Raw genomic sequence first — 26,646 nt, 5'->3', positions numbered from 1 at the left:
TCGCCGATTTATTCAGCATTCCCTTGGATTTCTTCAGCGTTTCCTTAAGTTTCTTCGGCACTGCCGATAACTCATGTTGTAAAATTGTATCTGTAATTTACAGAAAGTTATCGGAGTCTCTCATGTCCGCGTCCGCCTTGACCGACATCTATCACGCCAAGGCCAAATGGGAGTGGCTCGAGCCGCTGCATCTGAATGGCGGTGTCAATCTGGCTTTTGAGACGGCGGGCGGGGCCTCCTGGCCGGTCCTGCTGGACGATATCGAGGTCGACCAGGCATTGATCGTCGATGTCTCCGCGGTGCCGGCGCTGGCGGTCCAACTGGAGCGCGGCGATGCCTTTCACCTGGTGGGGCACGTCAGCGGCGCCATGGTACGGACAGCCGCGCTGGGCGTGATCGAGCGCCTGGACGATGCCGCGCAGCGCATTCGCTTTCGCTGTACGTATCCGGAATACATCAGCACGATCCATCGCCGGGGCACCTTCCGCGCACCACTGCGTGCGGAGATGGGGGTCAGCGCCCGCCTTGGCCTGACGCCCAATCAGCCCGACGTAGAGGTCGAGATCGTCAATCTCTCGCTGGGTGGTTGTCTGCTCGCCATGCGCCTGACGGACGCCGTCACCTTGACCCCGGGCCAGCCGTTCGACGAACTCGAACTCGCTTTCCCCAATCGTCAGCGGCTTAAGTTGAAGGGATGCATCCGACATGTCCGCAGCGATGACAGCTGGACCACGGCGATGGTCGGCTGTGAGTTCGATGATTTGCCGATCGATGGCGAGCGGCTGCTGTGGTACTGCATCAAGGAGATCGAGCGCGAGGGCGCCCGCAACGCGCTGACCAGCGACAAGCCGCTTTCGCCCTCGGCGCTGTTCCGCTCGCCCGAGGGGCGTCGTCCGGCACCGGTTCGGCCGGTCACCGGAGAGACGACCGCGGTGGCGCTCGGCAATGCCACGGCGCGTCGGCTCAAGCGTATCGCCGACTATCTCAACGCCCAGCTGCTCCAACTGCAGGACGGCGGGACGATCGCTTCCTCGCTGCTGTCGCGACACGCGGATAGCTTGCTCTCCCTGAGCGCGCAGAGCCGTGAATCCTTGCTCTACGCGCTCGGTTATCTGGAGTCCGAGACGCCGCTGGTGCGCCATTCGCTGGCGGTGGCGATTCGGGCGACGGACCTCGCCCGCTGGCAGGGTTACGACAACGACGTGTTGAAAGCGATCGCCGCGAGTGCGCTGATTCACGATCTGGGCAAGACGTTGTTGCCGGCGACGCTGCTCGAGAGTCCGCAACCGCTGACACCCGCCCAGCGCGAGCAGTTGTCGGAACACGTTCCCGCGTTGCTGGGGCGGCTGTCCGAGTGCCGCTGGCTGTCGTCGGAGATCGCGGAGCAAGTGATCGGGCAGGTCAACGAGCGCCTGGACGGCAGCGGCTATCCACGGGGGCTCGAAGGCGACGAGATCGGCGACATCGGCCGACTCATGGCGGTCGTCGATGTGCTCGACGCGCTGTCCCGGCCGCGAGCGGATCGCGCCGCCTGGCCGTTGCTCGAGAGCTATCGGCACGTGCTGAGCAGTCCGGCGAGTTTCGACAATCGCTGGGCGCAACGCTACGTTCGTCGCTTCGGTACCATTCCTATCGGCGCCCTGGTGCGTTACTCGAGCGGTGCGCTGGCCTGGGTTCAGCGGCTCGACGAGCAAGGCAGGCCGTCGCAGGTTCACATGGTTCTCAACGCCAAAAGCCCCCAGCGCCGCCTCGACCTGACGCTGACCGAAGCCGATATCGCCCAGCTGGGCCGCCTGGAAGGCATGGTGACGGCCGAGGACTACGGCCTGAGACTAGTCTGAACCGCCTTTCGCTTGCCTCGGTGTCAGGCCGAAGGCACGCCGGAACGCGGTGGCGAAATTGGCGGGATCGCTGTAGCCCGCGATTTCCGCCGCCGTGGTCACGCTGATCCCTTCCCGACGAAGCGCCCGCTCGGCGGCGACCAACCGCCGCTGGCGTAGATGACGCTGCAGCGATGTGCCGTGACGTTCCTGGCTCAAACGTTGCAGCGTGCTGACGCTCAGTCCCAGCCGCGAGGCGATCTCGCCCAGGGTGAGAGCGTCCCCGCCACCGCTGTCGATGAATTCCCACAGGCGATGGGCGTGCCGTCGTTCGCTCCGGTTCGGTATCGGCGCCCCTAGTGCCGCCAGGCCTTCACCGGCCAGCGTCAGCGCAAGCCCCTCGCGCTGCAGGCGTTCGCACCAGCCGTCGCCGTTGCCCGCATCCGATAACAGCACTTGCGCCAGAGCGGTGAGGGCGGGGCTGGGCTGCCACCGGACCGGGTTCAGGTGCCCCAGCCGGGCAACGCTTTTGTCGTTGGCCGGCCAATTCGCCAGCCATTCGTTGGGAAGCGTCAATGTCAGGCTGCGCTCCGAGGTATCCGCCTGGGCACGTCTTTCGAAAGCTGCCGCTTCCTCGAGATTGATCGCCAGCGCCAGCGGAGCGGCGCCGGAGAAGGGCAGTCGCAGGCCGTCGAAGCGGATCTCGGCCGAGCCCGACAGCACCAGGATCAACTTGAGCCCCGGCGCCACCTCGGCGCGGTTGATCATGTCGTGACGATTACGGATCGCCGCGTGTCTCAGTTTGAGGCCGTTGGCCAGTGTCTCGACGCCGAAGTGCCCCTCCAGCAGACCGTCGTCCTCGACGCTGTCGACGTGGTACGCGCGTCCCAGTTGGCTGGCAAGGCGATGGAGCGAGCTGGCGCCGATGACGGCACCCTGGGAGACGGGATAGCGGTCGTTGTAAGGCACGATTGCGGTTCCGGCACAGGTTTCTGACGATTCGCCACAGGTGAAACGGTGAGGGTTCTGGAATAATGCGTGTCGCTATCATTGATTGCAACTCATTCTCATTACGATAACGGCGGGTTCCACAGCGAGCTGCCGATCAAGGGACGATACGCATGACTTCTTCTTTCCAACGGTTTCGCCATTGGGGTTGGCCGGTCGCGCTCGGATTGAGCCTGACGGCATCGGGCAGCGGGGTTTGGGCACAGGAGACGAGCGGCGACACGGCGCTGCGGACGTTGACCGTCAAGGGCAACCGGCTCTACGAGATGCTGCCCTCCGAAGTCACCGGCGGCTATACGGTCGATGCGGCAACGGTCGGCACCAAGACGCCTGCGTCCCTGCGTGATATTCCCCAGTCGATCAGCGTGGTGACGCGAGACGCCATCGAGGATCAGAATTTCGACACGCTCGATGAAATGGCCAAGCGCACTCCCGGCATGCGTGTGCTGCCGAACGATAGCGGCCGTTCGTCGATCTATTCGCGGGGTTACGAGTACGACGAATACAATATCGACGGGTTGCCGGCCCCGATGTCGAGCATTAGCGGTTCCGTGCCCAATCTGGCGGCCTTCGACCGGGTCGAGATCATGCGCGGGCCCTCGGGTCTGTTCAACAGCACCAGCGAGATGGGGGGTATTGTCAACCTGGTGCGCAAACGCCCGACCGAGACCTTCCAGGGCCATGTCACCGGTCGTTACGGCAGCTGGGACAAGCGCTATCTCGAAAGCGATCTGAGCGGCCCGATTACCAGCGACGGGCGGGTGCGGGGACGCTTGGTGGTCGCCGACAGCGACAGTAACGGTTTCGCCGACCATAACGAAAACCAGCACCAAACTTTCTACGGCGCGATCGATGCCGATCTCGATGATGCCACGACGCTGTCGCTGGCATTCTTGCGTCAGCATCGGGACTTGGTGCCGAACAACGGCCTGCCGACCGATGCAAACGGTAATCTGCTCGATTTTACCCGCTCCACTTTCGTCGGTGCGGACTGGAATGACTTCACCATGCAAAGCAACGACTGGTTTGCCGAGTTGACGCATCGCTTCGCCAATGGAGGATACGGACGGTTCGCGGCACGTTATTCGGATCGCAACGCTTCCTATAACTACGCCTTCGGCGGCAGCGCGCTCGATGCCGGGAGTCTCAGCATCGCCGGCAACGCAGCCGATATCGATCAGCAAGCGCTGTCCATGGATGCCAGCTACAGTCAGCCGTTCGAAGCCATGGGCAACGTCAGCGAGTTCGTGGTGGGAACGGACTACAAGCGTTTCGAAACCGACAACGCTTCGGCACGGGCGAATCTTGGCACTACCGCGCTTGCCGATTTCAACGACATCGCCTATGTCGATATTCTCGACAACTACCTGAACTCCGACACGCGCCAGACGCTGGAAGAGTACGGGCTCTACGGTAAAGTGACGTTCCGCCCGGTCCAGCCCTTTGCGTTGATTGTCGGCGGGCGAGTCAGCAGTTACCGCGTGGGACTCAGCGATCATCTCAACAGTGAGCGTTACACCCGGGACGACGACGGCAAATTCACCGGTTACGCCGGCGCCGTATTCGATCTCGATAGCTACCACACCCTTTACGCCAGCTATTCGCAGGTGTTCAAGCCGCAGACCGAGTACAACGCCAACGGCGATCTGCTCAAACCGCGCGAGGGTGAACAGTACGAGGTCGGCATCAAAGGGTCCTACTTCGGCGGCGATCTCAATGCCCGTATCAGTGCATTCCGCCTCTACGACGATAACTATGCAGCCGCCGTCGCGAACGAAGATTACTCAGCGGATATTGGCAAACGCCGCATTCAAGGCGCAGAGTTCGAAGTGACCGGCGCCCTCACGCCTCAGTGGGACATCATTGCGGGTTACACTTATCTGGATACAGAGGTCGAGCGTGGCGATCTTGACTCGACATTTGCCTTGATGCCGCACAATACGGTCAATCTCTGGACCCAGTACGCTTTTGCTCCGGGCCCGTTGGATGGTTGGCACGTAGGGGGTGGGGTTACCGCAATGAGTAATTTCCATACGCTCAGCAACGCGCCGCGAATCAATGCACCCGGTTACGCGATCGTCGACGCCATGGTGGGTTACGACTTCAGCTCTCACCTGTCGGGCCAACTCAACTTCAACAACATTTTCGACCGCGACTACTACTACCGCGTCGGTAGCGTGGGAACGTTCAACATGTACGGCGCGCCATCCAATGTCGTCGCGTCGCTGCGTTATGACTTCTAATGCGTTACGTCTCTGGATCTTCGGCTGCCTGTCGTGGGCGGCCGTTTTCATTGTGCCCGCTGCCGTCGCTCAGGAACCGACCATGACCGCCAATTCCGCGACGCAGCCCGTGATGCTGCCTGATACGCAGCAATGGATAATGCACGGCGACGCCACCGGGCGCGACTATCTCATTCAGGTCTCCTTGCCCGATGCGCCGCCACCGGCCGGCGGCTATCCGGTGCTTTACGTCCTCGATGGCAATGCGCGCTTTCCGCTGGCGGTGGTGGGGCGCGACAGCCTGACGCTGCGCGGGCCAGACGGTGGCACCAGTCCATGGCTGGTCGTCGGAATCGGTTATCCCGATACCCGTCGTTTCAACAGTCCGGCGCGCAGCGAAGACTACACACCGGCAGTATCGAACATGCCGGCGGTCGATTCGCGTGGTCGTTCGGTCGGCGGCGCTGCGCACTTCCGGTCCTTTCTCCAGGATCAGCTGTTGCCGCGGATCGCCGAGCGATTCGATGTCGATTCATCGCATCGCGCGCTGTTGGGTCACTCCTACGGTGGCCTGTTCGCGCTGTACACCGCACTGACCCGACCGCAGCTTTTCAGCGATTACATCGCCATCAGCCCATCGTTGTGGTGGGGCAATGGCTTCCTGTACAAGCTGCCCCCGGTGTCGGACGACGTGAAAGCCCGTGTATTGCTGGGCGCCGGCGATCAGGAACGGGGGCGCAGACCGGCATTCGCCCAGACACCCGCCACCCGATCCGATTCTTTGCCGGCGATGTGTGACAACGTCGCTTGCTTTGCCCGGTGGCTGAAGTCGCATCACTCCGCTTGGACCGTCGAGCACCGGATGTTCGCCGGCGTTGGCCACGGCGATGTCATGTGGCCGGCGATGCGAGCGCTATGGACCTTTCTTGACAAATCGGAACAGTGACAAAGCGGCGGGCGGGACCGGATTGGACCAAACTAGGGAGGCATGTTTCGATTCGCAGGAGGTGATCGAATGGCATCGTCTCGATGGACAACGACATCTGCCGGCTTCATGCCACCGCACGTACTCGAACGAATCGCCTCTCACGGCAACGAGCGCCTCAAGCAGTGCGCCCGCGCCACGCTTCAAGTCGACGCTCAATTCCGAATGCGCAATGCCTCTCCGGCCCAGGCGCGGCCCGCCGACAGCTCGCAGCCGGGTGAGCCGGCGCGTTACATCTATTCGGCGCGCAACCAACAGACATTGCCAGGCGATCTGATGCGCGAGGAGGGCGATCCCGACACCGGCGACATGGCTGCCGACGAAGCCTATCAATGGCTCGGCGCCACGCATCGTTTCTACTGGCAGGTGTTCGAACGCGACTCGATCGATGGCGAGGGCATGGCGCTGCTGGGTACGGTGCATTACGGCCAGGACTACGACAACGCGTTCTGGAACGGTGCCCAGATGGTGTTCGGCGACGGCGATGGCGAACTGTTCAATCGCTTTACCGCCGCCTTGGACGTGGTGGCGCACGAACTCACGCATGGGGTGATCGAGCGGGAAGCCGGTCTCGTCTATGCGGATCAGGCCGGGGCGCTCAACGAGTCGCTGGCCGACGTGTTCGGCATCCTGGTCAAGCAGCACCACTTCGAGCAGAGCGTCGAGGAGTCCGAATGGCTGATCGGCAAGGGATTGTTGACCGATCGCGTCAACGGCCAGGCGCTGCGTTCAATGGCAAATCCCGGTAGCGCCTACGACGACCCGGTGCTGGGCAAGGACCCTCAGCCGGGCCACATGAAGGAGTTCGTGCGCACCTCGTCCGACAATGGCGGTGTACATATCAATTCCGGCATTCCCAACCGCGCCTTCTACCTGGCGGCCACCAGCCTGGGCGGATTCGCCTGGGAAGCGGCCGGCCCGATCTGGTTCGATGCGCTCACCGATCGCCGGCTCCAGCGCGACAGCGATTTTGCCGCCTTTGCCGAGTTGACCGTCAGTTGCGCCGCGACACGCTTCGGCGACGGTAGCCAAGAGACGCAAGCCGTGCGCCGGGCATGGATCGATGTGGGCGTGTTGTCATGAATCCCGATCATCCTCCACGTCTAGGTCCGAGCAGTGTCTTGGCCGTGGTTCGCGAGGGTGGCTTTGCCGCCATGCCGGGATTGGAAAAGCCGCGGCAGATCGATTGCCGTGAATTGAACGAGCAACAGCGCGCGCGCTTGCAGGGCATCCTGGACGAAGTCGAACGCCAGCATTCGCTACCTGCGTCGCCCGGTGCCGATCGGCGAATATTTAAGCTCATCCTCGAAGCGCCGGAGAGCGGCCCCTGCTGGCAACGCGAGCTCGACGAGACGGCGACGCCGAGCGTTCTGATCGGGCTCTGGAAGCATGGCCCACAAGCGCTGGATGAGTGATGCTCCATCGGCCTAGGCGTGGGGCGCGAGTGATGACTTACTGGGGAGGATCGGAATTTTCTGTTTTTTTCACCGGCCCGAGGAACTCTGGAGCCAATCGGAACTCTTAATTAGTAGCCCAGGACGGGCGCACAGCGTAGGCCGGACCCGTTTTGGGTCCGGCTTCTTTTTTGTCTGATTTTGCTTGGCCTTCACGATCGCCATGTTACCTTGCCGTCGGTGCGGATGTATCGAAAGGCGAGAATTGGAATCATGCGGCGGCGTTTCATGAGAATACGGGCCGGATATGCGCTCATCGTCCTGTTGACGGTCGTTGTGTCGTTGATGGCGGCGCATGTCATCGACGCACCGTCGTCGCAGCCCAGCGCCGAGGTCGAACTGCAAAGTGCCTTTGAAGAGCGGCGTGATGACTTCTGGATCGAGGCGTCGGGGCGTGTCACGCGCCTATTGACGGACGATCTCGAGGGCAGTCGCCATCAGCGTTTGATCGTGCGCCTCGAAACCGGTCAGACACTGTTGATTGCGCACAACATCGACCTGGCGCCGCGTCTCGAAGGTATAGAAGTCGGCGACAGGTTGCGTTTCCGTGGCGAGTACGCCTGGAATCCTGAAGGGGGCGTGATCCATTGGACCCACCGGGATCCGGCGGGCACACGCCCTGGAGGCTGGTTGGAGTGGAATGGCAGGCGTTACCGCTAAGAGCCCGTTCACAATCTGCTGCGCGTCGGCCAAACGTCGTTGAGCCGGAGCGCAGCGGAGACAACAGCCGAAGGCTGGCCCATAGGGCGAGCGAAGTGAGTCAAACGACTTCGGAATACTCATTTACCCCCATGTAAACTCGTACGCGAGCCCGGTCCTTTCCTCAGTCGTTTTCGCCTAATTTGATCCTAGCTCGCTAGATCGTGAACAGGCTCTAAAGGCTCGCCGGCTTTTCGTATAGAGCCTAGCGCGCCAACGCGCGACTTCGGCCACGATCGAGAGTGCGCCGAGGCCGCCAGCGGCGAGACAGCCAATACATTCCGAGCCAGTCGCGAATATCGCCGAGGGTGCGCAATAGCCACTGCCGCAAAGTCATCCCGGGCGCTTCGATGGCGTGGCGTGGATTCACGCGGTAGGTCCCAATTCGGCCACCGCCGCGCCGGATCAGCAAGGGCAGAAACCGGTGCAGACGCTCGATCGGCGGCAGGGCGCTCAAGGCATCCTTGCGCACCAGCCGTAGACCGCACTTGATGCTGTCGGTGAGCTCGATGCCGACGCTGCGGGCGATTCGGCAGGCCGTACGCTTCCAGCGGCAACGGGGAGCGAGCGGGATGCCTTCCACCAGGGTCAAGCCGTATTGCTGCGCATCGCACAGCATCTCGGGAACGCCGTGCGGATCGTCCCGGCCATAAGCATCGAGCGTGACGATCCATTCACCCAGCGCAAGTTCGGCTGCCTGCCAGAGCGCTGCGTCGGTACCCATCGCCGTGGGCTGGCGATAGAGCCGGACCCGCTCGTCGGCGTCGGCCAGTGCCGCCAATTCGCGCTGGGTCGTGTCATCGGTCGCGTCGTCGACGACGATGAAGTCCAATAGCGTGGCATGGTTGAGCGCTCGAGATGCCTCGTCGATCACGCTTGCGACGCGATGCGAGGCATCGGTAACCGTAATGACGATCGAAAGCTTGGGTAACGCGAGCATGGTGAAATCCTGTTTGATTTCCGCATCGTGGGCTTTTCATTCCCCATCGTAAGGCGCCACTATGGCAGCGTTTCCTTAAACGAGGCTTAGTCCCGCTGTAACGGTCTGCATCCGCTGGCGTCAGCATGGAGACCATATTCGCAACGGCCCGTGACATTGCGATGTCATCCGCGCGGAACAAGCGACTGTTTTGGCTGTATTCATAGCTGTAGGTACTTCCATCGATCGATGCCCTGGCTGGCAGTGACGAGAGAGAGAATCATGAGGGTGATGTTGGTCGAAGACGATCCATTACTGGGAGAAGGGGTCGTCGATGTGCTCCGCCGCGAGCAAATGACGCCGGAATGGCTTGGCGAGGGAAGTGGCGTCGCGGAAGCGCTCGAGCAGTCGACGTTCGATGCGCTGATACTGGATCTGGGATTGCCCGATATCGATGGTCTCGAGGTGCTCAGGCAGTTGCGCGAAGCTCAATGCACGATACCGGTGCTGATCCTGACGGCGCGCGACGATGTGGACAACCGCATCCGGGGACTCGACGGCGGGGCGGACGATTATTTGATCAAGCCCTTCGACAACGGTGAGCTGCTAGCGCGGCTCAGGGCGCTGGTACGGCGCAGCGCCGGCCGAGCCTCGCCCTTGGTGATCTGCGGGAAGTTGACACTCGATCCGGCCGCGCATGAGATCCGCTTCGATCAGGATGTCGTCGCTTTGGGGCGGCGCGAGCACGATCTGCTGGCTTACCTGATGACTCACCCGGGGCAGGTCTTCACGCGCGATCAACTGGTGGAAGTGCTCTACGGTTGGGATGCCGAAGTCGAGAGCAACGTCATCGAAGTCCACGTGCATCATCTGCGGCGTAAATTCGGTAGCGACGTGGTCACCACCATACGTAATGTCGGCTATCGGTTGGGAGCTGCCGATTGATCTCGATCCGCCGTTATCTTCGGCGTGTCTTGCTGACCTCGGTCACCTTGATCACGTCGATCGCAGCGTTGTGGAGCTATCACGACACGCGCGATCAGATCAACGAACTGTTCGATGCCGAGCTGGCCCAGACCGCGCGTACGATGGTGGCGCTCTACTTCGAGTATCGCGATGACGATGGCCGAGCCACCCGGCAGATGATTCGCGATCTTCGGCTCAAACCCGTTTGGGTGCCCGATAGTCTTACGGACTCGCCGACGCCGCTGGGCCACCCTTACGAGAAAAAGCTGGGGTTCCAGCTCTGGGACGAGAACGGTCATGCGTTGCTCGGCATGCAGCCGGCAGGGTTGCTGGACATACTGGTCCCGGTGCCGGGCTACAGCCATACCGAGGCACAGGGACACGACTGGCGGGTTTTCACGCTCTACGACGACGCGCATGGCGTCTGGGCCAGCGCCGCGCAGCGCGACGATGTGCGCGATGAGCTGACATGGCAAATTGCACTGCGCAATCTGATTCCGCCGGTGATCGGCGTGCTGCTGATCGCGCTGCTCATCCCCTTCGTGATCGCCCGCGGATTTTCCTCGCTACTACGCCTCAGTCGGCAAATCACCGCCCGTCAGCCGGGTTATCTGGAGCCGCTGGATGCCAGCCAGGCACCGGAGGAGATCCGGGGCATGGTCGATGCGCTCAATGGACTTTTCGGCCGGCTTGCCGAGACGCTCGAGAAAGAGCGGCGCTTTACCGCCAACGCCGCCCATGAGCTGCGCACGCCGTTGGCGGCGGTCAAGGTGCATGCCCAGAACCTGTTGAGCGAGACTTCGTCCGAGAGCTCCCGGCGCGGCGCACGTTCGATCATCAACGGCGTCGACCGCATGACACGGGTGGTCGAGCAGTTGCTGACGCTCTCCCGCCTTGAAAGTGGACAGGCGCTCACCCGTCAGAGCGTGGATCTGGTGCGCCTGGGACATGAACTCGGACGCGACATGCAGCCGCTGGTGGAACAGCGTGGACTGTGGTTGTCGCAGGACATCCCTGACGGTTTGCGTCTCCAGAGCTACGAAAATGGTCTCTACGTCCTGCTGCGCAACCTGCTGGACAATGCCGTGCGCTATACCCCGGCCGGCGGCGAGGTCCGTCTGCGGATGCGACGCGAGGCGAATCGGCTACACATCGAGATTGCCGATAGCGGCCCCGGCATCCCTGCCGTCGATCGCCAGCGGGTCTTCGAGCGTTTCGTGCGCCTGGCCGGGCAGAAGACCAGCGGTTCCGGCCTGGGGCTCTCGATCGTCAAGGAACTGATCGAGCGTCTCGGCGGCGAGATCCGCCTCGAAGACACTTCCCTGCCGGCCTCCAGTGGTCTGAGTGTCCATATCCATCTGCCCTGTTCCTGATAATGGCGTGAATCATCACAGTGGCGTCTTGCTGCGTTCGCCGGGAACTTCCCGCACCAGCCGCGGCAGCAGGAAGCCCGCGATGCGCTGCCTCAACGCCTCGACCAGCTCGCGGGCTTCGTCGTCGGGCACGTCGAAATGCGCCGCGCCGGTCACCGGATCGAGCACATGCAGGTAATAGGGCAGGATACCGGCCTCGAACAGTCGCTCGGAGAGCGCCGCCAAGCTCTCGACATCGTCGTTGATCCCGCGCAGCAGCACGCTCTGGTTGAGCAGCGTCACCCCGGCGCCCTTGAGCCGTGCGCAGGCGGCGATCACGGCTTCGTCGATCTCCCGGGCATGATTGATATGCAGCACCATCACTGTCTGCAGCCGGGTAGCGGTCAGCCAGCCGAGCAGGTCATCGTCGATCCGATCCGGGATCACCACCGGCAGCCGGGTATGGATGCGCAGCCGCTTGAGGTGAGCGATGGCATCCAGCCGTTCTACCAGCGCTGCCAGCCGGCGATCGGGGGACGCCAGTGGATCGCCGCCGGAGAAGATCACTTCCTGGATCGAACCATCGCTGCGCAGATAGTCGAGCGTCTTCTCCCATTCGCGCATCGACGGCGCGTTGTCGGCATAGGGGAAATGACGCCGGAAGCAGTAGCGGCAATTGATCGCGCAGGTCGGGCTGGCGATCAGCAGCATCCGGCCGGGATACTTGTGAATCAGCCCCGGCCTGGGCGTGTGCTCGCGCTCCGCGAGCGGATCGTCGACGAAGCCGCGCACGGCGTTGGCCTCGGCGTCCAGCGGCAGCACCTGGCGCAGCAGCGGGTCGGCCGGGTCGCCGGGGCGGATGCGTTCCAGATAGGCTACCGGTACCCGTACCGGGAAGAGCCCATGACCGGTTCGGGCGCCGGGCAGCAGACTCGGGTCGAGTCGCAGTCGGCGACACAGCTCGACGGGATCGCGGATCGCCTCGCGCAATTGACGCTGCCAGCCGCCGCGCTCGAATGGGGTAGCGGCTTCGCGATGCACAGCGATCGGGGTTCGGGTTATCATGCGGACCACTCGAAGTCAGAGCGCGCGCCTTCTTGGCATCGCGCAGTCACGGAATTTTTCGTCGCGGACGGCCCGCGATCGTTCACTAGTGAGGAAACATGGCGAACTATTCTACCAACGAATTCAAGGGCGGCCTGAAAGTCATGCTGGATGGCGACCCGTGCAACATTCTCGAGAACGAATTCGTCAAGCCGGGCAAGGGGCAGGCTTTCAACCGCGTCAAGCTGCGTAACCTGATCACCGGCCGCGTGTGGGAACGCACGTTCAAGTCCGGCGAGTCGCTGGAAGGCGCCGACGTCATGGACCTGGACATGGAGTATCTCTACACCGACGGCGACATGTGGCATTTCATGAAGACCGACGGCTCCTTTGAGCAGTACGCGGTCGACAAGAAGGCGATCGGCGACACCGAGAAGTGGCTCAAGGAGCAAGCGGTCTACACCGTGACGCTGTGGAACGACAACGCCATCGCCGTCAGCCCGCCGAACTTTCTCGAGCTCGAGGTGGTCGAGACCGACCCGGGCCTCAAGGGCGACACCGCCCAGGGCGGCTCCAAGCCGGCGACGCTCTCTTCCGGCGCCGTGGTGCGCGTGCCGCTGTTCATCAACCAGGGCGAAGTGCTCAAGGTCGACACACGCACCGGCGAATACGTTTCCCGCGCCTGACCCGGCTGCGCCGGGAGCTGTAAGTCATAAGCTTTAAGAGGGAAGAGGGAAGAAGTTTTTCTTATCTCTTCAAGGTGCGAAGCACCGTTCTTCCCTCTTCTAGCTGCGCAGCGGCGCTAGTTTCTTCTTCCAGGCGCGAAGCGTCGATCTTCCTTCTTAAAGCGGCGTAGCAGCGTTCTTACGGCTTACGGAGTCATCGTGCCTATCGACTGGCAGCCCACGGCAGATATCGAAACGCTGCGCGAGCGGGCGCGGTTGCTGTCCGAAATTCGGGCGTTCTTCGCCGCGCGCGATGTGCTGGAGGTGGAGACGCCGATCCTCGGCCATGGCGGCAGTACCGATCCGCATCTCGACTCGCTCTCGCTCGAGGCGACGACGCCGAATGGCGGTGAGCGACTGTGGTTGCAGACCTCGCCGGAATTTCACATGAAGCGCCTGCTGGCGGCGGGCAGCGGGCCGATCTTCCAGCTGGCGCGCAGCTTCCGCGACGGCGAGGTGGGCAGGCGCCACAACCTCGAGTTCACCATGCTCGAATGGTATCGCCCGGGCTTTGCGCTGGAAGCGCTGATCGAGGAGTGCGAGGCGCTGATTCGCCATGTCCTGCCTGCCGATCCCGGCCCGCTACGCCGTCGCCGTTATCGCGGGCTGTTTCGCGATGTGCTGGGCCTCGATCCGTTTACGACACCGCTGGCGGACTTGCGGCAGCGCGCCGAGCAAATCGGCGGGCTAGCGATGCATGATGCCGACCGCGATGGTTGCCTGGACCTGCTGATGAGTCTGGCGATTGAGCCGGGACTGGGGCAGGGCGGTCTGGATGTGGTCGTCGATTATCCGGCGTCTCAGGCCGCGCTGGCGCGCAAGCGGCTCGATGCCGAGGATGGCGTCGAAGTCGCCGCACGGTTCGAGATTTATCTCCATGGACTCGAACTCGCCAACGGTTACGACGAACTCACCGATGCCGCCGAGCAGGGCGAGCGCTTCGCCGACGACAATCGTCAACGCCAGGCGCTGGGCAAGCCCGGCGTCGACATCGACCGGCGCCTGATCGCGGCGCTCGAGGCCGGCATTCCAGCCGGCAGTGGCGTGGCGCTGGGTGTCGACCGGTTGATCCAACTGGCACTGGGCAAGGCGAGCGTGGCCGAGGTAATGGCGTTTGCGATGCCGTGTTGTTGATTCGCCGTCCCTGGTACATGACTCGCTTAGGCGCTACCACTCGACGCGTCGACGTTCGCCGAACGGCCACAGACTGGTGATCTCGGCCAATAGCTGGCGCGCGGCGGGGGAGAGCGGACGCTGGCTGCGCACGATCACATGGGCCTCGGCCTGGGCGAACACCGGGTGATCTATCTCCAGCGCCACCAACTGGCCGCGCCGCATTTCGTGCAGCAGTGCCACCCCGCCGATGAAGGTCACGCCGTTGCCGGAGCTGACGTACTGTTTCAGGGTCGCCAGCGAATTGCTGACCAGACTGGCGTGGAAGTGGCGTTTGCTGATGACTTCCACCGTATCGATCAACTGGCGGATGCCGAAGCCGTGGCCGACCAGACCCAGCGGCCACTTCAGAATGTCGTCGAGGGACAAGGGCAGGGGAAGTCGCGTCAGCGGATGGTCGGGATGCACGATCGCACAAAGTGGTTGGCGCGCCGAAGCCACCGCCTCGATGCCGGGAATCAGGCGTGGCGCATAGGCGACGCCGATGTGTGCCTGTCCCTCGTAAACCTGGCGTACCACGTCGTTGTCGCTGGCCAGGTTGAGTTCGATGGTCAATTGTGGGTGCCGGGCGCAGAAATCGTTCATCACGCCGCTCATCAGGCGGTCGCTGTAGCCTTCGCTGATCGACAGGCTGATATGGCCGCGCTGCAGGCCATCCAACTCGGCAAGCCGGCCGAACAACGCCTGCTCGGCAACGTCCCGCTCGCGGTAGAAATCGAGCAGGAGCTCTCCCGCTTCGGTAGCTCTGACGCCACGCCCGTGGCGCTCGATCAAGGTCATGCCGAGCGCCTGTTCGAGCTGGCGGATCTGGCGGCTGATCACCGACGGCTCGACATCCAGTCGGTCCGAGGCCGTGCGGATCGATCCCGCATCGAGGGCTTGGGCAAAGTAGTAGAGCCATCGGCTGTTGAGATGTGCGGGAAATTTTTCGTTGTCGTGGGGCACGTCGGCTTTCCTGGTCTGGCGATTCTCGATCATGCTTCGAATGTTGCTTTTTCAGCAACGCGTTAGTCACGACGAAAGTATTGTTTTCGTTCGATCTGCGCCTACTCTCGATAGAGCGGACATGGATCGCGGCGAGCCCCATATCTCCAATAACGCTTGCCTCGGCTTCCATATTCGCTGACGACAACCATAAGATCGACAACGAGGCATTCGCATGACGACACGGATTCTGCGTCGCGCTACCGCGTTTCGCCACCGTCTTCTCGGTGGCTGGGTGATGACGATACTGCTTTCCTCCCTCGCTATACTCACCTCGCTGGCAGCCACGCCGGTGGAAGCCAATACGATTCGTGCGGTCATGCACTCCAGCCTGCGCGTGCTCGATCCGATCACCACGACCGCGCACATTACACGTGATCACGGCTACATGATCTGGGATACGCTGCTCGGCATGGACGATCAGTTCCAGCCGCAGCCGCAAATGGCCGACTGGTCGGTCTCCGATGACGGCATGGTCTATACCTTTACGCTGCGAGACGGGCTGAAGTGGCACGATGGCGGTACGGTGACGGCCGCCGATGTCGTCGCCTCTTTCAAGCGCTGGGCCAATCGCGACGGTGGTGGCCAGATGCTCATGGATCATGTCGAAAGCGTCGAGGCGACCGATGACAAGACCATGACGCTGACGTTGTCGTCACCCTTTGCCTATGTGCTGGAACTGATGGCCAAGCCGTCGTCGGTGCCGCTGTTCGTGATGCCCGAACGCATCGCCAGCAAATCGCCCGAGGAGACGCTGACGGTCGAGGATCAGATCGGATCCGGTCCATTCAAGTTCGTCGCCGACGAGTACGAGCCAGGCAACCGTGTCGTCTACGAGAAGTTCGAGGGCTATGTGCCGCGCAAGGAGCCGGCCAGTTGGACAGCGGGTGGCAAGGTCGTCAATGTCGACCGTGTCGAGTGGATCAACATGAGCGATGCCCAGACCGCTCTCAACGCGCTCAACTCCGGCGAGATCGATTTTCTCGAGTCACCTTCCGTCGATCTGCTGCCGATACTTCAGGCCAACCCCGAGCTCACCGTAGAAAAGCTCAACGCACTCGGTAGCCAGACCATGGGGCGCTTCAACTTCCTTTATCCGCCGTTCGACGATCCCAGGATTCGGCGGGCGGCACTATTGGCGATGAATCAGACCGATGTTTTGGCGTCGCTGATCGGCAACCCCGAGTTCTACAGTACCTGTGCCTCGATGTATGGCTGCTCCACGCCGCTGGCCACCGATGCAGGAGCACCGCCATCGCTGATCGGCGGTGGCGATACCGAGGCGGCGCAAAAGCTGCTCGAGGAAGCGGGCTACGATGGAACCCCGGTGGTGCTGATGCAGCCTACCGATGTACCGACGGTCAGTCCGCAGCCGGTGATCGGTGCTCAGCTCTTGCGTCGCGCGGGTTTCAACGTCGATCTGCAGCCGATGGACTGGCAGACGCTGGTTACTCGACGTGCCAGTCAGCAGCCTCCCGCCGAAGGCGGCTGGAACATGTTTTTCACCAACTGGTACATCCCGGAAGTATGGAACCCGCTGGTCAACCCGATGCTCAATGGTCGTGGCAAGGATGGCGGCTGGTTCGGGTGGCCGGACGATCCCGAGTTGGAAGCCATGCGCAACGAGTTCGCCAAGGCTGGCAGCGATGAAGAACGCAAGATGATCGCGGAGCGCATCCAGAAGCACGCGTTCGATGAGGTGACCTACCTGCCGCTTGGCGAATACTCGATTCCGGCAGCATGGAACAACGATCTTTCCGGTATTCTCCATTCACCGGTGCCGGTGTTCTGGAATATCACCAAGTCCGAGTGACGGATGGCGGGGCGCGTGCCGTCGCGCCCTCCATCTGCCGCAAACCGTAACGGAGTGCTTTCATGTTCAGCTATTGTCTGCGTCGGACGCTGGCGGCGGTACCGGTCATGGTGGTTGTCGCGCTGTTCGTCTTCCTGCTTTTGCGCCTGTCGCCCGGTGATCCAGCGGCCATCATCGCCGGCGACATGGCGACGCCGGAACAGCTCGACCGCATTCGCGAAACGCTGGGGCTGAATCAGCCGATGTACTTGCAGTTCTTCAACTGGTCGGGAGATCTGCTGCGAGGCGACTTCGGTACCTCGCTGATGTCGCATCTACCGGTGACCACGCTGATGGCGCAGCGGCTCGAGCCGACGGTCAGTCTGGCGCTGCTGAGCATGGCGCTGTCGGTGATCATCGCCGTGCCGATGGGCGTGATCGCTGCCTGGAAGCACGGCAGCCTGATCGACAACGCGGTGATGTCACTCTCGGTGCTGGGCTTCTCGGTGCCGGTGTTCGTGATCGGCTACATCCTGATCAAGATCTTCGCCATCGATCTCGGCTGGCTACCGGTGCAGGGCTTCAGCCGGATCTCCGAAGACGGCGTAGGGGCGTTCCTCGAACATGCCATTCTGCCGGCGATGATGCTGTCGACGATCTACATCGCGCTGATCGCCCGCATGACCCGCGCCAGCATGCTCGACGTGCTCGGCGAGGACTTCGTCCGTACCGCGCACGCCAAGGGCGCCAGCGAGAAGCGGGTGCTGTTCAAGCATGCGCTGCGCAACGCCGGCGTGCCCATTCTCGAAGTCATCGGTACCGGCTTCGCGCTGATGATCACCGGTGTGGTGGTGACCGAAAGCGTGTTCAACATCCCCGGCCTGGGCCGGCTGACGGTCGACGCCATCCTCTCCCGAGACTATCCGGTGATCCAGGGCCTGATTCTGGTCACCAGCGGTGCCTACGTACTGATCAATCTGGCCATCGACCTCTCCTACGCACTACTCGACCCGAGGATCCGCTACCAATGAACACGACAGCCTCAGACACCGCCGCAGTCATGTCTCCACGGCTGCGCCTGTGGCCGCGTCGTCGATCGGCCTGGGCCGTGGTCGTCGCTGCCGTCTGCCTGGCGCTGATCGTCGTCATCGCCATTCTGGCACCATGGCTGGCACCGCACGATCCGCTCGAGATGTCCCCGGCGGATCGCCTCAAGGCGCCTTCCGACAGCTACTGGCTGGGAACCGATGCCTATGGCCGCGATCTGCTTTCCCGCGTGCTCTATGGCGCCCGAGTGTCGCTGATCGTGGGGGTCGGCAGTGCGCTGGTCGCCGTCGTCGTCGGCTTGCCACTGGGCATTCTGGCCGGATTCTTCCGCGGACTGGACGCCATCGTGATGCGGGTGATGGACGGCTTGATGGCGATTCCCAGCGTGCTGCTGGCGATCGCCATCGTGTCGCTGACCAGCGCCAACCTGTGGACGGTGATGACGGCCATCACCATTCCCGAGATCCCGCGAGTGGTGCGTCTGGTGCGCTCGGTGGTGCTGTCGGCACGCGAGGAGCCGTATGTCGAGGCCGCCATTTCTCTCGGCAGCAGTCTGTCGACGGTGATGTGGCGTCACCTGATGCCCAACACCCTGGCCCCGCTGATCGTGATGGCCACCTATATCTGTGCCTCGGCGATCCTCACCGAGGCGATTCTCTCCTTCCTTGGCGCCGGTATCGGCACCGAGACGCCGACCTGGGGCAACATCATGTCGGAGGGAAGGACCTACTTCCTGATCAAGCCGTCGCTGATCTTCTGGCCGGGGGTAATGCTGTCGATCTGTATCCTGTCGATCAACCTGCTCGGCGATGCCGCGCGCGATCGTCTCGATCCCCGCCTGCAGAAACGTGGAGGTATGCAATGAACGCCATGGCCATGGGGCTCGAATCGGCCGCTACGTCGTCGGTGCTCGACATCCGTGATCTCGAAGTCGTCGCACAGCCCGCGGGCCAGCGGATCCTCAAGGGCGTGAGCTTTAGCATTGCTCCGGGCGAGACCCTGTGTCTCGTTGGCGAGTCCGGCTCCGGCAAGTCGGTGACCTCGCTGACGGTCATGGGGCTGTTGCCCAAGGGCAGCCTGACGGTCAGCGGCGGGTCGGCGACGCTCGAGGGGGATTCGTTGCTCGACGCCGGCCCGGCACGAATGAGAGCGCTGCGCGCGAGCCGCATGGCGATGATCTTTCAGGAGCCGATGACCGCGCTCAATCCGCTGATGCGGGTCGGCGAGCAGATCGAAGAGGTGCTGGTGATGCATCGGCACAAGCTCGGCGCGGCCGAGCGGCGTCAACGGGTACTCGAGATGCTCGACCAGGTGCAGTTGCCCGACATCGAGCGCATCTACGCGAGCTGGCCGCATCAGCTCTCCGGCGGCCAGCGCCAGCGCATCATGATCGCCATGGCGCTGATCCTCGAGCCCAAGCTGCTGATCGCCGACGAGCCGACGACGGCGCTGGACGTCACCACCCAGCAGCAGATTCTCAAGTTGATAAAGGAGCTGCAGGAGCGCCACGGAACGTCGGTGTTGTTCATCACTCATGATATGGGCGTGGTGGCGGACATTGCCGATCGTGTCTGCGTGATGCGTCACGGCGAGGTGGTGGAAACCCAGCCGATCGAAGATTTGTTGCGTCGGCCGCGTACCGGCTATACCCGCCAGCTATTGACCGCGGTTCCCAGTCTACGGCCACGGGCATCGCGCGAGGTCACCGATCGCGAAATCGTGCTCGAAGCGATCGAGCTGGAAAAGCGCTACGGCGAACGCTCGCGCTGGCAGCGGTTCGTCGGCAAGGCATCGCAGCAGACGCTGGCGGCCAGCGATATCAATTTCGCCCTGACCCGGGGGCGCACGCTCGGCATCGTCGGTGAGAGCGGTTCCGGCAAGTCGACCGTGGCGCGCTGCGTGATGCGCATGATCGAGCCCACCGCAGGCGGTGTGCGTGTGCTCGGCAAGGATATCGCCGGCCTTGGCCGGGCCGCGCTAAAGCCGCACCGCAAGCGGATCCAGATGATCTTCCAGGACCCGTTCCGATCGCTGAATCCACGGCTTTCCATCGGCACCAGCCTGATCGAAGGGCCGGTCAACTACGGTGCCTCGAAGGAGAGTGCGATGGCCCATGCCAGGGAACTGCTGGAGTTGGTCGGCTTGCCGGGAGATGCGCTGGATCGCTATCCGCATCAATTCTCCGGCGGGCAGCGCCAGCGCATCGCGATCGCCCGCGCGCTGGCGATGGAGCCGGACGTGCTGGTGGCCGACGAGGCGGTATCGGCGCTGGATGTCTCGGTGCAGGCCCAGGTGCTGGGGCTGCTCGACGATATCCAGCGGCGGCTGGGCGTGGCCGTGCTGTTCATTACCCATGACCTGCGCGTCGCTGCCCAGATCTGTGACGAGGTAATGGTGATGCAGAAAGGCGTGGTCGTGGAGTATGGGCCGGCCGAGCGCGTGCTGGGTTCGCCGGCACATCCCTACACGCGCTCGCTGATGCTGGCGGCTCCCGGGCGGCACTGGGACTTCGCTGCTTTCCGGCCGCTTGCCGACGCCCCGATCGACGACGCCAGTGTGGTGGTCTCGTCAGGACCTTGAGTGCTCGCTTTCAATGCCAAACTTCATATAAGGATTCGATATGCCGGCCCCGCGTATCGCCATTGGCGGCTTTCTTCACGAGACCAACACCTTCGCACCGAGCCCGGCGACGTTCGAGGATTTCGTCAACGGCGGCGGGGCGCCGCCGCTCGTCGAAGGGGAGAGCATATTCGCCGCCGTTGCCGACAGCAATATCGGACTGTGTGGCTTCATCGATGCGCCCGAATCGCGGAACTGGACGCTGCTCCCGACCCTGTGGACCGCCGCCAGCCCCTCGGCCCAGGTCACCGAGGATGCCTTCGAACGCATCGCTGCCAGAATCCTGGCGGGGATTCGCGATGCCATGCCGCTGGATGGCGTCTACCTCGACCTGCATGGCGCCATGGTCACCGAGCATCTCGACGACGGCGAGGGCGAACTGCTCAAGCGCGTTCGCGCCTTGGTCGGCGACGCGGTGCCGGTGGTGGTCAGTCTCGATCTGCACGGCAACGTGACGCGAGCCATGGTCGAGCAGGTCGACATGCTGATCGCCTATCGAACCTATCCGCATGTCGACATGGCCGAGACCGGTGCGCGCTGCGCCGCTGCCATGGCGTCGCTGCTGGAAAGCGACCAGCGTCCGGTCAAGGCATTTCGTCAGCTCGACTTCCTGATGCCGATCGCCTGGCAGTGCACGGCGGAAGAGCCGTGTCGCTCCCTTTACGCCGAGGTGGCGGCGATGGAGGGTGGATCACTGCCGTCGCTTTCGTTGCTGACCGGCTTTCCGGCCGCCGACTTCGCCGATTGTGGCCCCAGTCTCGTCGTTTATGGCCGTGACCAGGCCAGCGCCGACGCGGCGGCGGATCGCCTGGTTGCGCGCATCGCCGAGCGCGAGGGCGAGTTCGCCGGTCGGGTCTACTCGCCGGAGGCGTGCGTGCGTGAAGCGATGCGGCTGGCGGCGAACGCGATCCGGCCGGTGGTTATCGCCGATACCCAGGACAATCCTGGCGCGGGCGGCGATTCCGACACCATGGGCATGTTGAAGGCACTGGTGGCTTGTGGCGCCAGACGAGCGGCGCTCGGTAACGTGTTCGATCCAGCGGCGGCTCGTGTGGCCCACGCCGCCGGCGAGGGCGCCAGTATCATGCTCGCGCTGGGTGGTCATTCCGGCGTGCCCGGCGATTCGCCTCTGGAGGCGGCGTTCACGGTCGAAGCCCTCTCCGATGGCCGCTTCGTCGCGCCCGGTCCCTATTACGGCGGTGGACGCCTGGATCTAGGCCCTTCGGCCTGTCTGCGTATCGGTGACGTTCGCGTAGTGGTGGTCAGCCGCAAGGCGCAGATGGCGGATCTGGCGATGTACCGCTCGGTGGGCATCGAACCGCTGGAGCAGGCCATCCTGGTCAACAAGAGTTCGGTGCATTTTCGCGCCGATTTCGCGTCCATCGCCGAAGCCATTCTGGTCTGCGCCGCGCCCGGGCCGATGGCGGTCGATCCGGCCGATCTGCCCTGGCGGCGCCTGCGTCTTGGCGTGCGCACCTCGCCGTTGGGCAAACCGTTCGTGCCCGTTACCGAGCCCGCCTGATCTCTCTTCAGGCGATGCCGCATACGCTGATTCCAAGGAGCCGTCATGACCACGTTACCGCGTATCGATGCCTTTACCGATGAACTGATCGAGATTCGCCACGACATCCATGCCCATCCCGAGATCGGCTTCGAGGAGCGGCGCACGTCAGGCATCGTCGCCGACTACCTGCGCAAGCTGAAGGTCGAGGTGCACACCGGGCTGGGTGGCACGGGTGTCATCGGCATCATTGATGGTAAGCGGGGCGCGGGGCGGAGCGTGGGCCTGCGCGCTGACATGGATGCGCTGCCGATGGACGAGGAGACCGGCCTGCCGTTCGCCTCATCGAACCCCGGACGCTTCCATGGCTGCGGTCACGACGGCCATACCACCATGCTGTTGGGGGCGGCGCGTTATCTCGCCGAGACGCGCGACTTCGCCGGCCGCGCTGTGCTGATCTTCCAGCCGGCCGAGGAGGGGCTGGGCGGGGCACGGCGGATGATCGCCGAGGGGCTGTTCGATCGGTTCCCCTGCGACGAGGTCTATGCGCTGCACAACGCGCCCCATCTCGATCACGGACAGATTCGCGTAATGAGCGGCAAGGCGATGGCCGGCGCCGAATTCTTCGACATCCACGTGCGTGGTCGGGGGAGTCACGGCGCCCAGCCCAACAACGCCCGCGATCCCATCGTGGTGGCGACCCAGCTCTCTCAGGCGATGCAGAGCATCGTCAGCCGCAACACGCATCCATTGGATGCCGCCGTGGTTTCGATCACGCAATTGCACTCCGGTTCGGCCTACAACGTGATTCCACAGTCGGCGACGCTCTCCGGCACCATCCGCACCTTCGACGACGAGGTCGCCGCCATGATACATGGCCGCATCCGTGAACTGGCCGTCGGCCTGGCCGCTGCCTTCGGCGTCGAGATCGAGGTCGACATCCGCAACATCTTCTCGGTGCTGGAGAATCATCCCAAGCAGACCGAGGCGCTGGCGGCAGCGGCGCGGGATATCGTCGGCGAAGGCAACGTCGGCGACCTGGGCCGGCCGGCGATGGGCAGCGAGGACTTCGCCGACATGCTCAAAAAGGTGCCGGGTTCCTACTGCTGGGTCGGCCACGCCGGCGATATCCCGGTCCATAATCCGGCCTTCGTGCTCGATGACGGCATCCTGCCGATCGGCGCCAGTCTGCTGGCACGGATCGCCGAGCGGCGGCTGAACGAGTTGGCCGAAACGACAGACGCCAAGGCGGTCAGCGCATGAGTGCTGCCAGCGAGATCGAACTCGATATCGATGCCATGCTCGCCGGTCTCCGGCGCTGGGTCGAATGCGAAAGCCCGACCTTCGATGCCGACGCGGTCAACCGCATGATGACGCTGGCGGCCGACGATCTGGCCGCACTGGGTGCCACGGTGGAACGCGTCCCCGGTCCGGCCGGGCTCGGCGACTGTCTCAAGGCGAGTTTTCCGCATCCGCGCAGCACCGAGGGCGGCATCCTGATCATGGCGCATCTGGATACCGTGCACCCGGTCGGCACGCTGAAAGCGCTGCCATTTCGGTGCGACGGCAATCTCTGCTACGGCCCTGGCATCTGCGACATGAAGGGCGGCACCTACGCCGCGTTGCAGGCGGTCCGGGCGCTGCGCCAGGCCGGCATCGACACCACCCTGCCGATCCACGTGCTGCTGACCTGCGACGAGGAGATTGGCAGCCCCGGCACGCGGGAGCTGATCGAACGGGAAGCGTCTCGGCACCGCTACATCCTGGTGCCCGAACCGGCGCGTGCCGGCAACGGCGTGGTGACGGGGCGTTATGCCATCGCGCGTTTCGAACTGCTCGCTCATGGCCGCCCGAGCCATGCCGGTGCGGCACTGGCGGACGGCCATTCGGCGATTCGCGAGATGGCCGCGCGAATCCCGGAAATCGAAGCGATGACCGACGACGACTGCACCTTCAGTGTCGGCGTGGTGCACGGCGGCCAGTGGGTCAACTGCGTCTCGACGACCTGCCGTGGCGAGGCATTGAGCATGGCCAAGCGCCAGGCCGATCTCGATCGTGGCATCGAACGCATGCTGGCGCTGAGTCAGCGCGATGCGGAGGGGATTGGCTTCGAGGCCAGGCTTGGCGTGGTGCGCCCAGTATGGGAACCCGACGCGGCGACGCTGGCGCTTTATGAGAAGGCCAAGGCGATCGCCGACGAGCTTGGCATGCCGCTACCGCATTCGAGCAGCGGTGGCGGCTCGGACGGCAACTTCACCGGCGCGCTGGGGCTACCGACGCTGGATGGATTGGGCGTGCGCGGTGCGGGCATCCATACCCTGGATGAGCATATCGAGATCGACAGTCTGATCGACCGCACCCGCCTGATGGCGGGATTGATGACGGCGCTTTCCTGACCGTGGTGGAACCTCGGGAAGGGGGATTGCCTGATTCAACTGGCGCTGGGTAAGGCGAGCGTGGCCGAGGTGATGGCGTTTGCGACGCCGTGTTGTTGATTCGCCCGCCACTCTTTCATTGCAGAAGACAGGTCGCCGAATGTGGTGTTAGGGCTTACTGCGTTCCCACCAATAACCAGGCTTTCGAGAATGATGGGCAACAGCGATTACGATGGCTTCTTCCGGCAGTTCAATCGCGACTATATCGTACGGGAATTGTTCCAGGATCAGTCGTTTTGCACCGCTATCGCCAGCTTCTCACACTTCTAGCGCATTTTTGCTCGGAACTCTTCGCGGCTGAGCAGTGTTGCCTTACCGCTTTTGACTTTGGACACACGGCGAATAACTTCATCATTCCAGGCCTGCTCAACAGCACCGTCACGGGGTCCATCCAGACTCATGATGAGCTCGCGAGCCAACACTGCACGTTCCGATTCGGAGAGAGTCGAAATCTGAGAGCGTAGATGATCCAATGTTTCGGTAGTCATGGCGCCTCCGCGAGTAGCGATACAGTTATGCTATCCCGCCTCAAAGGCCCTAACAAGGCGGGCGTCGACCGCCCGATCCAACTAACTGGCACTGGGCAAGGCGAGCGTGGCCGAGGTAATGGCGTTTGCGACGCCGCGTTGTTGATTTGCCTACCATCCTTGCCTGGGATTGCCCTGCCTGAATAGTGACACTAAAGTATCACTGCGAGTCTAGTTCAGGGTGAATCCATGAAAGTCGAGCTGGTGACCAACCTCAAGCGTCAGGCCACAAAAATTCTGGCAGACCTGCATGTGTCGAAGGAGCCGGTACTGATTACGGAGCATGGTCAGCCATCCGCTTATCTTGTCGATGTGCAGGATTACGAGTTCATGCAGCGCCGGCTTGCGCTGCTTGAAGGGCTCTCACGGGGAGAGCGCGCTGTACTGGAGGGAAGAACGTACAGCCAAAGCGAGGCCCGGAAGAAAATGGATAAATGGCTGAAGTGATCTGGACGGAGCCAGCTCTTCAGGAACTGGACGCCATTGCCGAATACATTGTGCTTGATAATCCGGCGGCAGCCAGTCGTTTGGTCAAGGCAGTTTTCGACCAAACCGCGCGTTTGGCGGATTTCCCCCAATCCGGAAGGATACCTCCCAAGCTTTCTGATTCGGTATACCGGGAGGTAGTGGTTCCACCGTGTCGCATTTTCTATCGCCAGGATGAGCAGCTGGTCTTCGTACTCCACGTCATGCGGGAGGAACGGCAGCTTCGTGTGTACATGCTCGGGAGCGGTTAATTAGACGATGAACGCGTCACTCGAAGGCGGCGGAGCCAAGGCTTCCGCCGCCTTTTTCTTGGCGCACCGGCTATGGCGCTGTTCCGGTACAGGCGGTGCTGGTGGTGCGGCTGGCTTCGAGATCCATCTTGGCGGACTCGAACTCGCTAGCGGCTACGACGAACTCACCGATGCCGCTGAGCAGGGCGAGCGCTTCGCCGACGACAACGGTCAGCGTCAGGCGTTGGAGGTCGACCGCCTGCTTTAGGCGCTACCACTCGATACGTCGACGTTCGCCGAACGGCCACAGATTGGTGATCTCGACCAGTAGCTGGCGCGCGGCTGGGGAGCGGACGCATCCCGGTATTGATGAGCTAGTGACGCCATCTGTTCTCCTTGTCTGTCGGGAATACGACACCTACGGGCCTCTTAGCGTCATTTGAGAAATTTCTTTAAATCGCATTTGAAATGAAACGATGCGTATCGTATATATTTTTATAAAGAGAATTTGCTAGATGGAGAAACAGCGTGACGAGAAGGAGAAATGTCCAATTTCTCCTCGGCGGTAGCGTGGGGTGAGGGGGAATCACAACGCCGGCACCGAAATCTTCGTCCACAGCCTCTTAAGGTTGAGGCAATTCATCCCGCATTATTCACC

At 62.8% G+C, this 26,646-nt stretch carries 25 protein-coding genes; 20 read left to right on the top strand and 5 right to left on the bottom strand.

What is annotated here, in order from left to right; all coding sequences use genetic code 11:
• The first annotated feature begins 122 nt into the window (after nucleotides 1–122).
• Nucleotides 123–1,841 (top strand): HD domain-containing phosphohydrolase, encoded by a 1,719-nt coding sequence (locus DOM57_RS19350; RefSeq protein ID WP_110650820.1) that lies wholly within the window; start codon nucleotides 123–125, stop codon nucleotides 1,839–1,841.
• On the opposite strand, the gene DOM57_RS19345 is transcribed toward DOM57_RS19350, so the two are convergent.
• Nucleotides 1,833–2,789, bottom strand: coding sequence for an AraC family transcriptional regulator (locus DOM57_RS19345; RefSeq protein WP_110650819.1), 957 nt, complete (start codon nucleotides 2,787–2,789; stop codon nucleotides 1,833–1,835). The two genes, DOM57_RS19350 and DOM57_RS19345, sit on opposite strands and share 9 nt — an antisense overlap.
• A gap of 152 nt (nucleotides 2,790–2,941) precedes the next feature.
• Between DOM57_RS19345 and DOM57_RS19340 the strand changes: the two genes are divergently transcribed.
• The 5 genes from DOM57_RS19340 (at nucleotide 2,942) to DOM57_RS19320 (ending at nucleotide 8,149) form a co-directional block, all read left to right on the top strand.
• Nucleotides 2,942–5,071 carry a TonB-dependent siderophore receptor gene (locus DOM57_RS19340; RefSeq protein ID WP_110650818.1) on the top strand — a complete coding sequence of 710 codons (2,130 nt, stop codon included), beginning with the start codon at nucleotides 2,942–2,944 and terminating at the stop codon, nucleotides 5,069–5,071.
• A gap of 82 nt (nucleotides 5,072–5,153) precedes the next feature.
• Nucleotides 5,154–5,996: an alpha/beta hydrolase gene (locus DOM57_RS19335; protein WP_162619605.1), complete on the top strand. Its 843-nt coding sequence runs from the start codon at nucleotides 5,154–5,156 to the stop codon at nucleotides 5,994–5,996.
• A 69-nt stretch (nucleotides 5,997–6,065) separates the two neighbouring features.
• Nucleotides 6,066–7,118: a M4 family metallopeptidase gene (locus tag DOM57_RS19330; RefSeq protein WP_110650816.1), complete on the top strand. Its 1,053-nt coding sequence runs from the start codon at nucleotides 6,066–6,068 to the stop codon at nucleotides 7,116–7,118.
• Nucleotides 7,115–7,450, top strand: a complete 336-nt coding sequence (locus tag DOM57_RS19325) for a protealysin inhibitor emfourin (protein WP_110650815.1) — start codon at nucleotides 7,115–7,117, stop codon at nucleotides 7,448–7,450. Before DOM57_RS19330 ends, DOM57_RS19325 begins: the two co-directional genes overlap by 4 nt.
• 267 nt (nucleotides 7,451–7,717) lie before the next feature.
• Complete coding sequence (locus DOM57_RS19320) at nucleotides 7,718–8,149, top strand: DUF3465 domain-containing protein (protein ID WP_239496331.1); 432 nt, start codon at nucleotides 7,718–7,720, stop codon at nucleotides 8,147–8,149.
• Between the two features lie 244 nt (nucleotides 8,150–8,393).
• On the opposite strand, the gene DOM57_RS19315 is transcribed toward DOM57_RS19320, so the two are convergent.
• On the bottom strand, nucleotides 8,394–9,128 hold the full coding sequence (locus DOM57_RS19315) for a glycosyltransferase family 2 protein (protein WP_110650814.1): 735 nt from the start codon (nucleotides 9,126–9,128) through the stop codon (nucleotides 8,394–8,396).
• 261 nt (nucleotides 9,129–9,389) lie between these two features.
• On the opposite strand from DOM57_RS19315, the gene DOM57_RS19310 reads away from it, so the two are divergent.
• Nucleotides 9,390–10,052, top strand: a complete 663-nt coding sequence (locus tag DOM57_RS19310) for a response regulator (RefSeq protein WP_110650813.1) — start codon at nucleotides 9,390–9,392, stop codon at nucleotides 10,050–10,052.
• Nucleotides 10,049–11,446: an ATP-binding protein gene (locus DOM57_RS19305; protein ID WP_110650812.1), complete on the top strand. Its 1,398-nt coding sequence runs from the start codon at nucleotides 10,049–10,051 to the stop codon at nucleotides 11,444–11,446. Before DOM57_RS19310 ends, DOM57_RS19305 begins: the two co-directional genes overlap by 4 nt.
• Before the next feature lie 15 nt (nucleotides 11,447–11,461).
• Here DOM57_RS19305 and epmB read toward each other — a convergent pair whose 3' ends face one another.
• On the bottom strand, nucleotides 11,462–12,490 hold the full coding sequence (gene epmB / locus DOM57_RS19300) for an EF-P beta-lysylation protein EpmB (protein WP_110650811.1): 1,029 nt from the start codon (nucleotides 12,488–12,490) through the stop codon (nucleotides 11,462–11,464).
• Between the two features lie 98 nt (nucleotides 12,491–12,588).
• Between epmB and efp the strand changes: the two genes are divergently transcribed.
• Both efp and epmA read left to right on the top strand, forming a co-directional pair.
• Nucleotides 12,589–13,155, top strand: coding sequence for an elongation factor P (gene efp, locus DOM57_RS19295; protein ID WP_110650810.1), 567 nt, complete (start codon nucleotides 12,589–12,591; stop codon nucleotides 13,153–13,155).
• Between the two features lie 198 nt (nucleotides 13,156–13,353).
• Entirely contained in the window at nucleotides 13,354–14,328 is a 975-nt protein-coding gene (gene epmA / locus DOM57_RS19290) for an EF-P lysine aminoacylase EpmA (RefSeq protein WP_110650809.1), read from the top strand.
• Between the two features lie 33 nt (nucleotides 14,329–14,361).
• On the opposite strand, the gene DOM57_RS19285 is transcribed toward epmA, so the two are convergent.
• A complete protein-coding gene (locus DOM57_RS19285) occupies nucleotides 14,362–15,312 on the bottom strand; it encodes a LysR family transcriptional regulator (protein ID WP_162619604.1) in 951 nt (316 codons plus the stop codon).
• 214 nt (nucleotides 15,313–15,526) lie between these two features.
• Between DOM57_RS19285 and DOM57_RS19280 the strand changes: the two genes are divergently transcribed.
• From DOM57_RS19280 to DOM57_RS19250, 7 genes are all read left to right on the top strand, one after another.
• Complete coding sequence (locus DOM57_RS19280) at nucleotides 15,527–17,164, top strand: ABC transporter substrate-binding protein (RefSeq protein ID WP_204353044.1); 1,638 nt, start codon at nucleotides 15,527–15,529, stop codon at nucleotides 17,162–17,164.
• 62 nt (nucleotides 17,165–17,226) lie between these two features.
• Complete coding sequence (locus DOM57_RS19275; RefSeq protein WP_110650807.1) at nucleotides 17,227–18,174, top strand: ABC transporter permease; 948 nt, start codon at nucleotides 17,227–17,229, stop codon at nucleotides 18,172–18,174.
• Nucleotides 18,171–19,055, top strand: a complete 885-nt coding sequence (locus DOM57_RS19270) for an ABC transporter permease (RefSeq protein ID WP_110650806.1) — start codon at nucleotides 18,171–18,173, stop codon at nucleotides 19,053–19,055. The genes DOM57_RS19275 and DOM57_RS19270 overlap by 4 nt, the downstream gene beginning before the upstream one ends.
• On the top strand, nucleotides 19,052–20,770 hold the full coding sequence (locus tag DOM57_RS19265) for an ABC transporter ATP-binding protein (RefSeq protein ID WP_239496330.1): 1,719 nt from the start codon (nucleotides 19,052–19,054) through the stop codon (nucleotides 20,768–20,770). Before DOM57_RS19270 ends, DOM57_RS19265 begins: the two co-directional genes overlap by 4 nt.
• A 40-nt stretch (nucleotides 20,771–20,810) precedes the next feature.
• Entirely contained in the window at nucleotides 20,811–22,331 is a 1,521-nt protein-coding gene (locus DOM57_RS19260) for a M81 family metallopeptidase (protein WP_110650805.1), read from the top strand.
• A 45-nt stretch (nucleotides 22,332–22,376) separates the two neighbouring features.
• On the top strand, nucleotides 22,377–23,573 hold the full coding sequence (locus DOM57_RS19255; RefSeq protein ID WP_110650804.1) for a M20 aminoacylase family protein: 1,197 nt from the start codon (nucleotides 22,377–22,379) through the stop codon (nucleotides 23,571–23,573).
• A complete protein-coding gene (locus DOM57_RS19250) occupies nucleotides 23,570–24,706 on the top strand; it encodes a M20/M25/M40 family metallo-hydrolase (RefSeq protein ID WP_110650803.1) in 1,137 nt (378 codons plus the stop codon). Before DOM57_RS19255 ends, DOM57_RS19250 begins: the two co-directional genes overlap by 4 nt.
• A gap of 305 nt (nucleotides 24,707–25,011) precedes the next feature.
• Here the strand turns inward: DOM57_RS19250 and DOM57_RS19245 are convergent, their stop codons facing one another.
• Nucleotides 25,012–25,233, bottom strand: coding sequence for an addiction module protein (locus DOM57_RS19245; protein ID WP_110650802.1), 222 nt, complete (start codon nucleotides 25,231–25,233; stop codon nucleotides 25,012–25,014).
• Between the two features lie 228 nt (nucleotides 25,234–25,461).
• Between DOM57_RS19245 and DOM57_RS19240 the strand changes: the two genes are divergently transcribed.
• Genes DOM57_RS19240 through DOM57_RS22630 form a run of 3 tightly spaced genes read left to right on the top strand, consistent with a single transcriptional unit; the run spans nucleotide 25,462 to nucleotide 26,256 of the window.
• Nucleotides 25,462–25,719: a type II toxin-antitoxin system Phd/YefM family antitoxin gene (locus DOM57_RS19240; RefSeq protein ID WP_110650801.1), complete on the top strand. Its 258-nt coding sequence runs from the start codon at nucleotides 25,462–25,464 to the stop codon at nucleotides 25,717–25,719.
• Nucleotides 25,707–26,009, top strand: a complete 303-nt coding sequence (locus DOM57_RS19235; RefSeq protein ID WP_110650800.1) for a type II toxin-antitoxin system RelE/ParE family toxin — start codon at nucleotides 25,707–25,709, stop codon at nucleotides 26,007–26,009. The genes DOM57_RS19240 and DOM57_RS19235 overlap by 13 nt, the downstream gene beginning before the upstream one ends.
• 7 nt (nucleotides 26,010–26,016) lie before the next feature.
• Nucleotides 26,017–26,256 carry a hypothetical protein gene (locus tag DOM57_RS22630; RefSeq protein WP_204353043.1) on the top strand — a complete coding sequence of 80 codons (240 nt, stop codon included), beginning with the start codon at nucleotides 26,017–26,019 and terminating at the stop codon, nucleotides 26,254–26,256.
• The last annotated feature ends 390 nt before the right edge of the window (nucleotides 26,257–26,646 follow it).

This window comes from Salinicola peritrichatus (assembly GCF_003206715.1).
Taxonomy (GTDB): Bacteria; Pseudomonadota; Gammaproteobacteria; order Pseudomonadales; family Halomonadaceae; genus Salinicola; species Salinicola peritrichatus.
Note: the sequence above shows the minus strand (reverse complement) of the source record. Positions and strands in the feature narration are given on the sequence as shown.

What these genes read in the sequence shown, in the direction of transcription:
- DOM57_RS19350 (WP_110650820.1), top strand. Translation starts at nt 123, where the DNA reads ATGTCCGCGTCCGCCTTGACCGACATCTATCACGCCAAGGCCAAATGG.
- DOM57_RS19340 (WP_110650818.1), top strand. Translation starts at nt 2,942, where the DNA reads ATGACTTCTTCTTTCCAACGGTTTCGCCATTGGGGTTGGCCGGTCGCG.
- DOM57_RS19335 (WP_162619605.1), top strand. Translation starts at nt 5,154, where the DNA reads ATGACCGCCAATTCCGCGACGCAGCCCGTGATGCTGCCTGATACGCAG.
- DOM57_RS19330 (WP_110650816.1), top strand. Translation starts at nt 6,066, where the DNA reads ATGGCATCGTCTCGATGGACAACGACATCTGCCGGCTTCATGCCACCG.
- DOM57_RS19325 (WP_110650815.1), top strand. Translation starts at nt 7,115, where the DNA reads ATGAATCCCGATCATCCTCCACGTCTAGGTCCGAGCAGTGTCTTGGCC.
- DOM57_RS19320 (WP_239496331.1), top strand. Translation starts at nt 7,718, where the DNA reads ATGAGAATACGGGCCGGATATGCGCTCATCGTCCTGTTGACGGTCGTT.
- DOM57_RS19315 (WP_110650814.1), bottom strand. Translation starts at nt 9,128, where the DNA reads ATGCTCGCGTTACCCAAGCTTTCGATCGTCATTACGGTTACCGATGCC.
- DOM57_RS19310 (WP_110650813.1), top strand. Translation starts at nt 9,390, where the DNA reads ATGAGGGTGATGTTGGTCGAAGACGATCCATTACTGGGAGAAGGGGTC.
- epmB (WP_110650811.1), bottom strand. Translation starts at nt 12,490, where the DNA reads ATGATAACCCGAACCCCGATCGCTGTGCATCGCGAAGCCGCTACCCCA.
- efp (WP_110650810.1), top strand. Translation starts at nt 12,589, where the DNA reads ATGGCGAACTATTCTACCAACGAATTCAAGGGCGGCCTGAAAGTCATG.
- DOM57_RS19280 (WP_204353044.1), top strand. Translation starts at nt 15,527, where the DNA reads ATGACGACACGGATTCTGCGTCGCGCTACCGCGTTTCGCCACCGTCTT.
- DOM57_RS19275 (WP_110650807.1), top strand. Translation starts at nt 17,227, where the DNA reads ATGTTCAGCTATTGTCTGCGTCGGACGCTGGCGGCGGTACCGGTCATG.
- DOM57_RS19270 (WP_110650806.1), top strand. Translation starts at nt 18,171, where the DNA reads ATGAACACGACAGCCTCAGACACCGCCGCAGTCATGTCTCCACGGCTG.
- DOM57_RS19265 (WP_239496330.1), top strand. Translation starts at nt 19,052, where the DNA reads ATGAACGCCATGGCCATGGGGCTCGAATCGGCCGCTACGTCGTCGGTG.
- DOM57_RS19260 (WP_110650805.1), top strand. Translation starts at nt 20,811, where the DNA reads ATGCCGGCCCCGCGTATCGCCATTGGCGGCTTTCTTCACGAGACCAAC.
- DOM57_RS19255 (WP_110650804.1), top strand. Translation starts at nt 22,377, where the DNA reads ATGACCACGTTACCGCGTATCGATGCCTTTACCGATGAACTGATCGAG.
- DOM57_RS19250 (WP_110650803.1), top strand. Translation starts at nt 23,570, where the DNA reads ATGAGTGCTGCCAGCGAGATCGAACTCGATATCGATGCCATGCTCGCC.
- DOM57_RS19245 (WP_110650802.1), bottom strand. Translation starts at nt 25,233, where the DNA reads ATGACTACCGAAACATTGGATCATCTACGCTCTCAGATTTCGACTCTC.
- DOM57_RS19240 (WP_110650801.1), top strand. Translation starts at nt 25,462, where the DNA reads ATGAAAGTCGAGCTGGTGACCAACCTCAAGCGTCAGGCCACAAAAATT.
- DOM57_RS19235 (WP_110650800.1), top strand. Translation starts at nt 25,707, where the DNA reads ATGGCTGAAGTGATCTGGACGGAGCCAGCTCTTCAGGAACTGGACGCC.
- DOM57_RS22630 (WP_204353043.1), top strand. Translation starts at nt 26,017, where the DNA reads ATGAACGCGTCACTCGAAGGCGGCGGAGCCAAGGCTTCCGCCGCCTTT.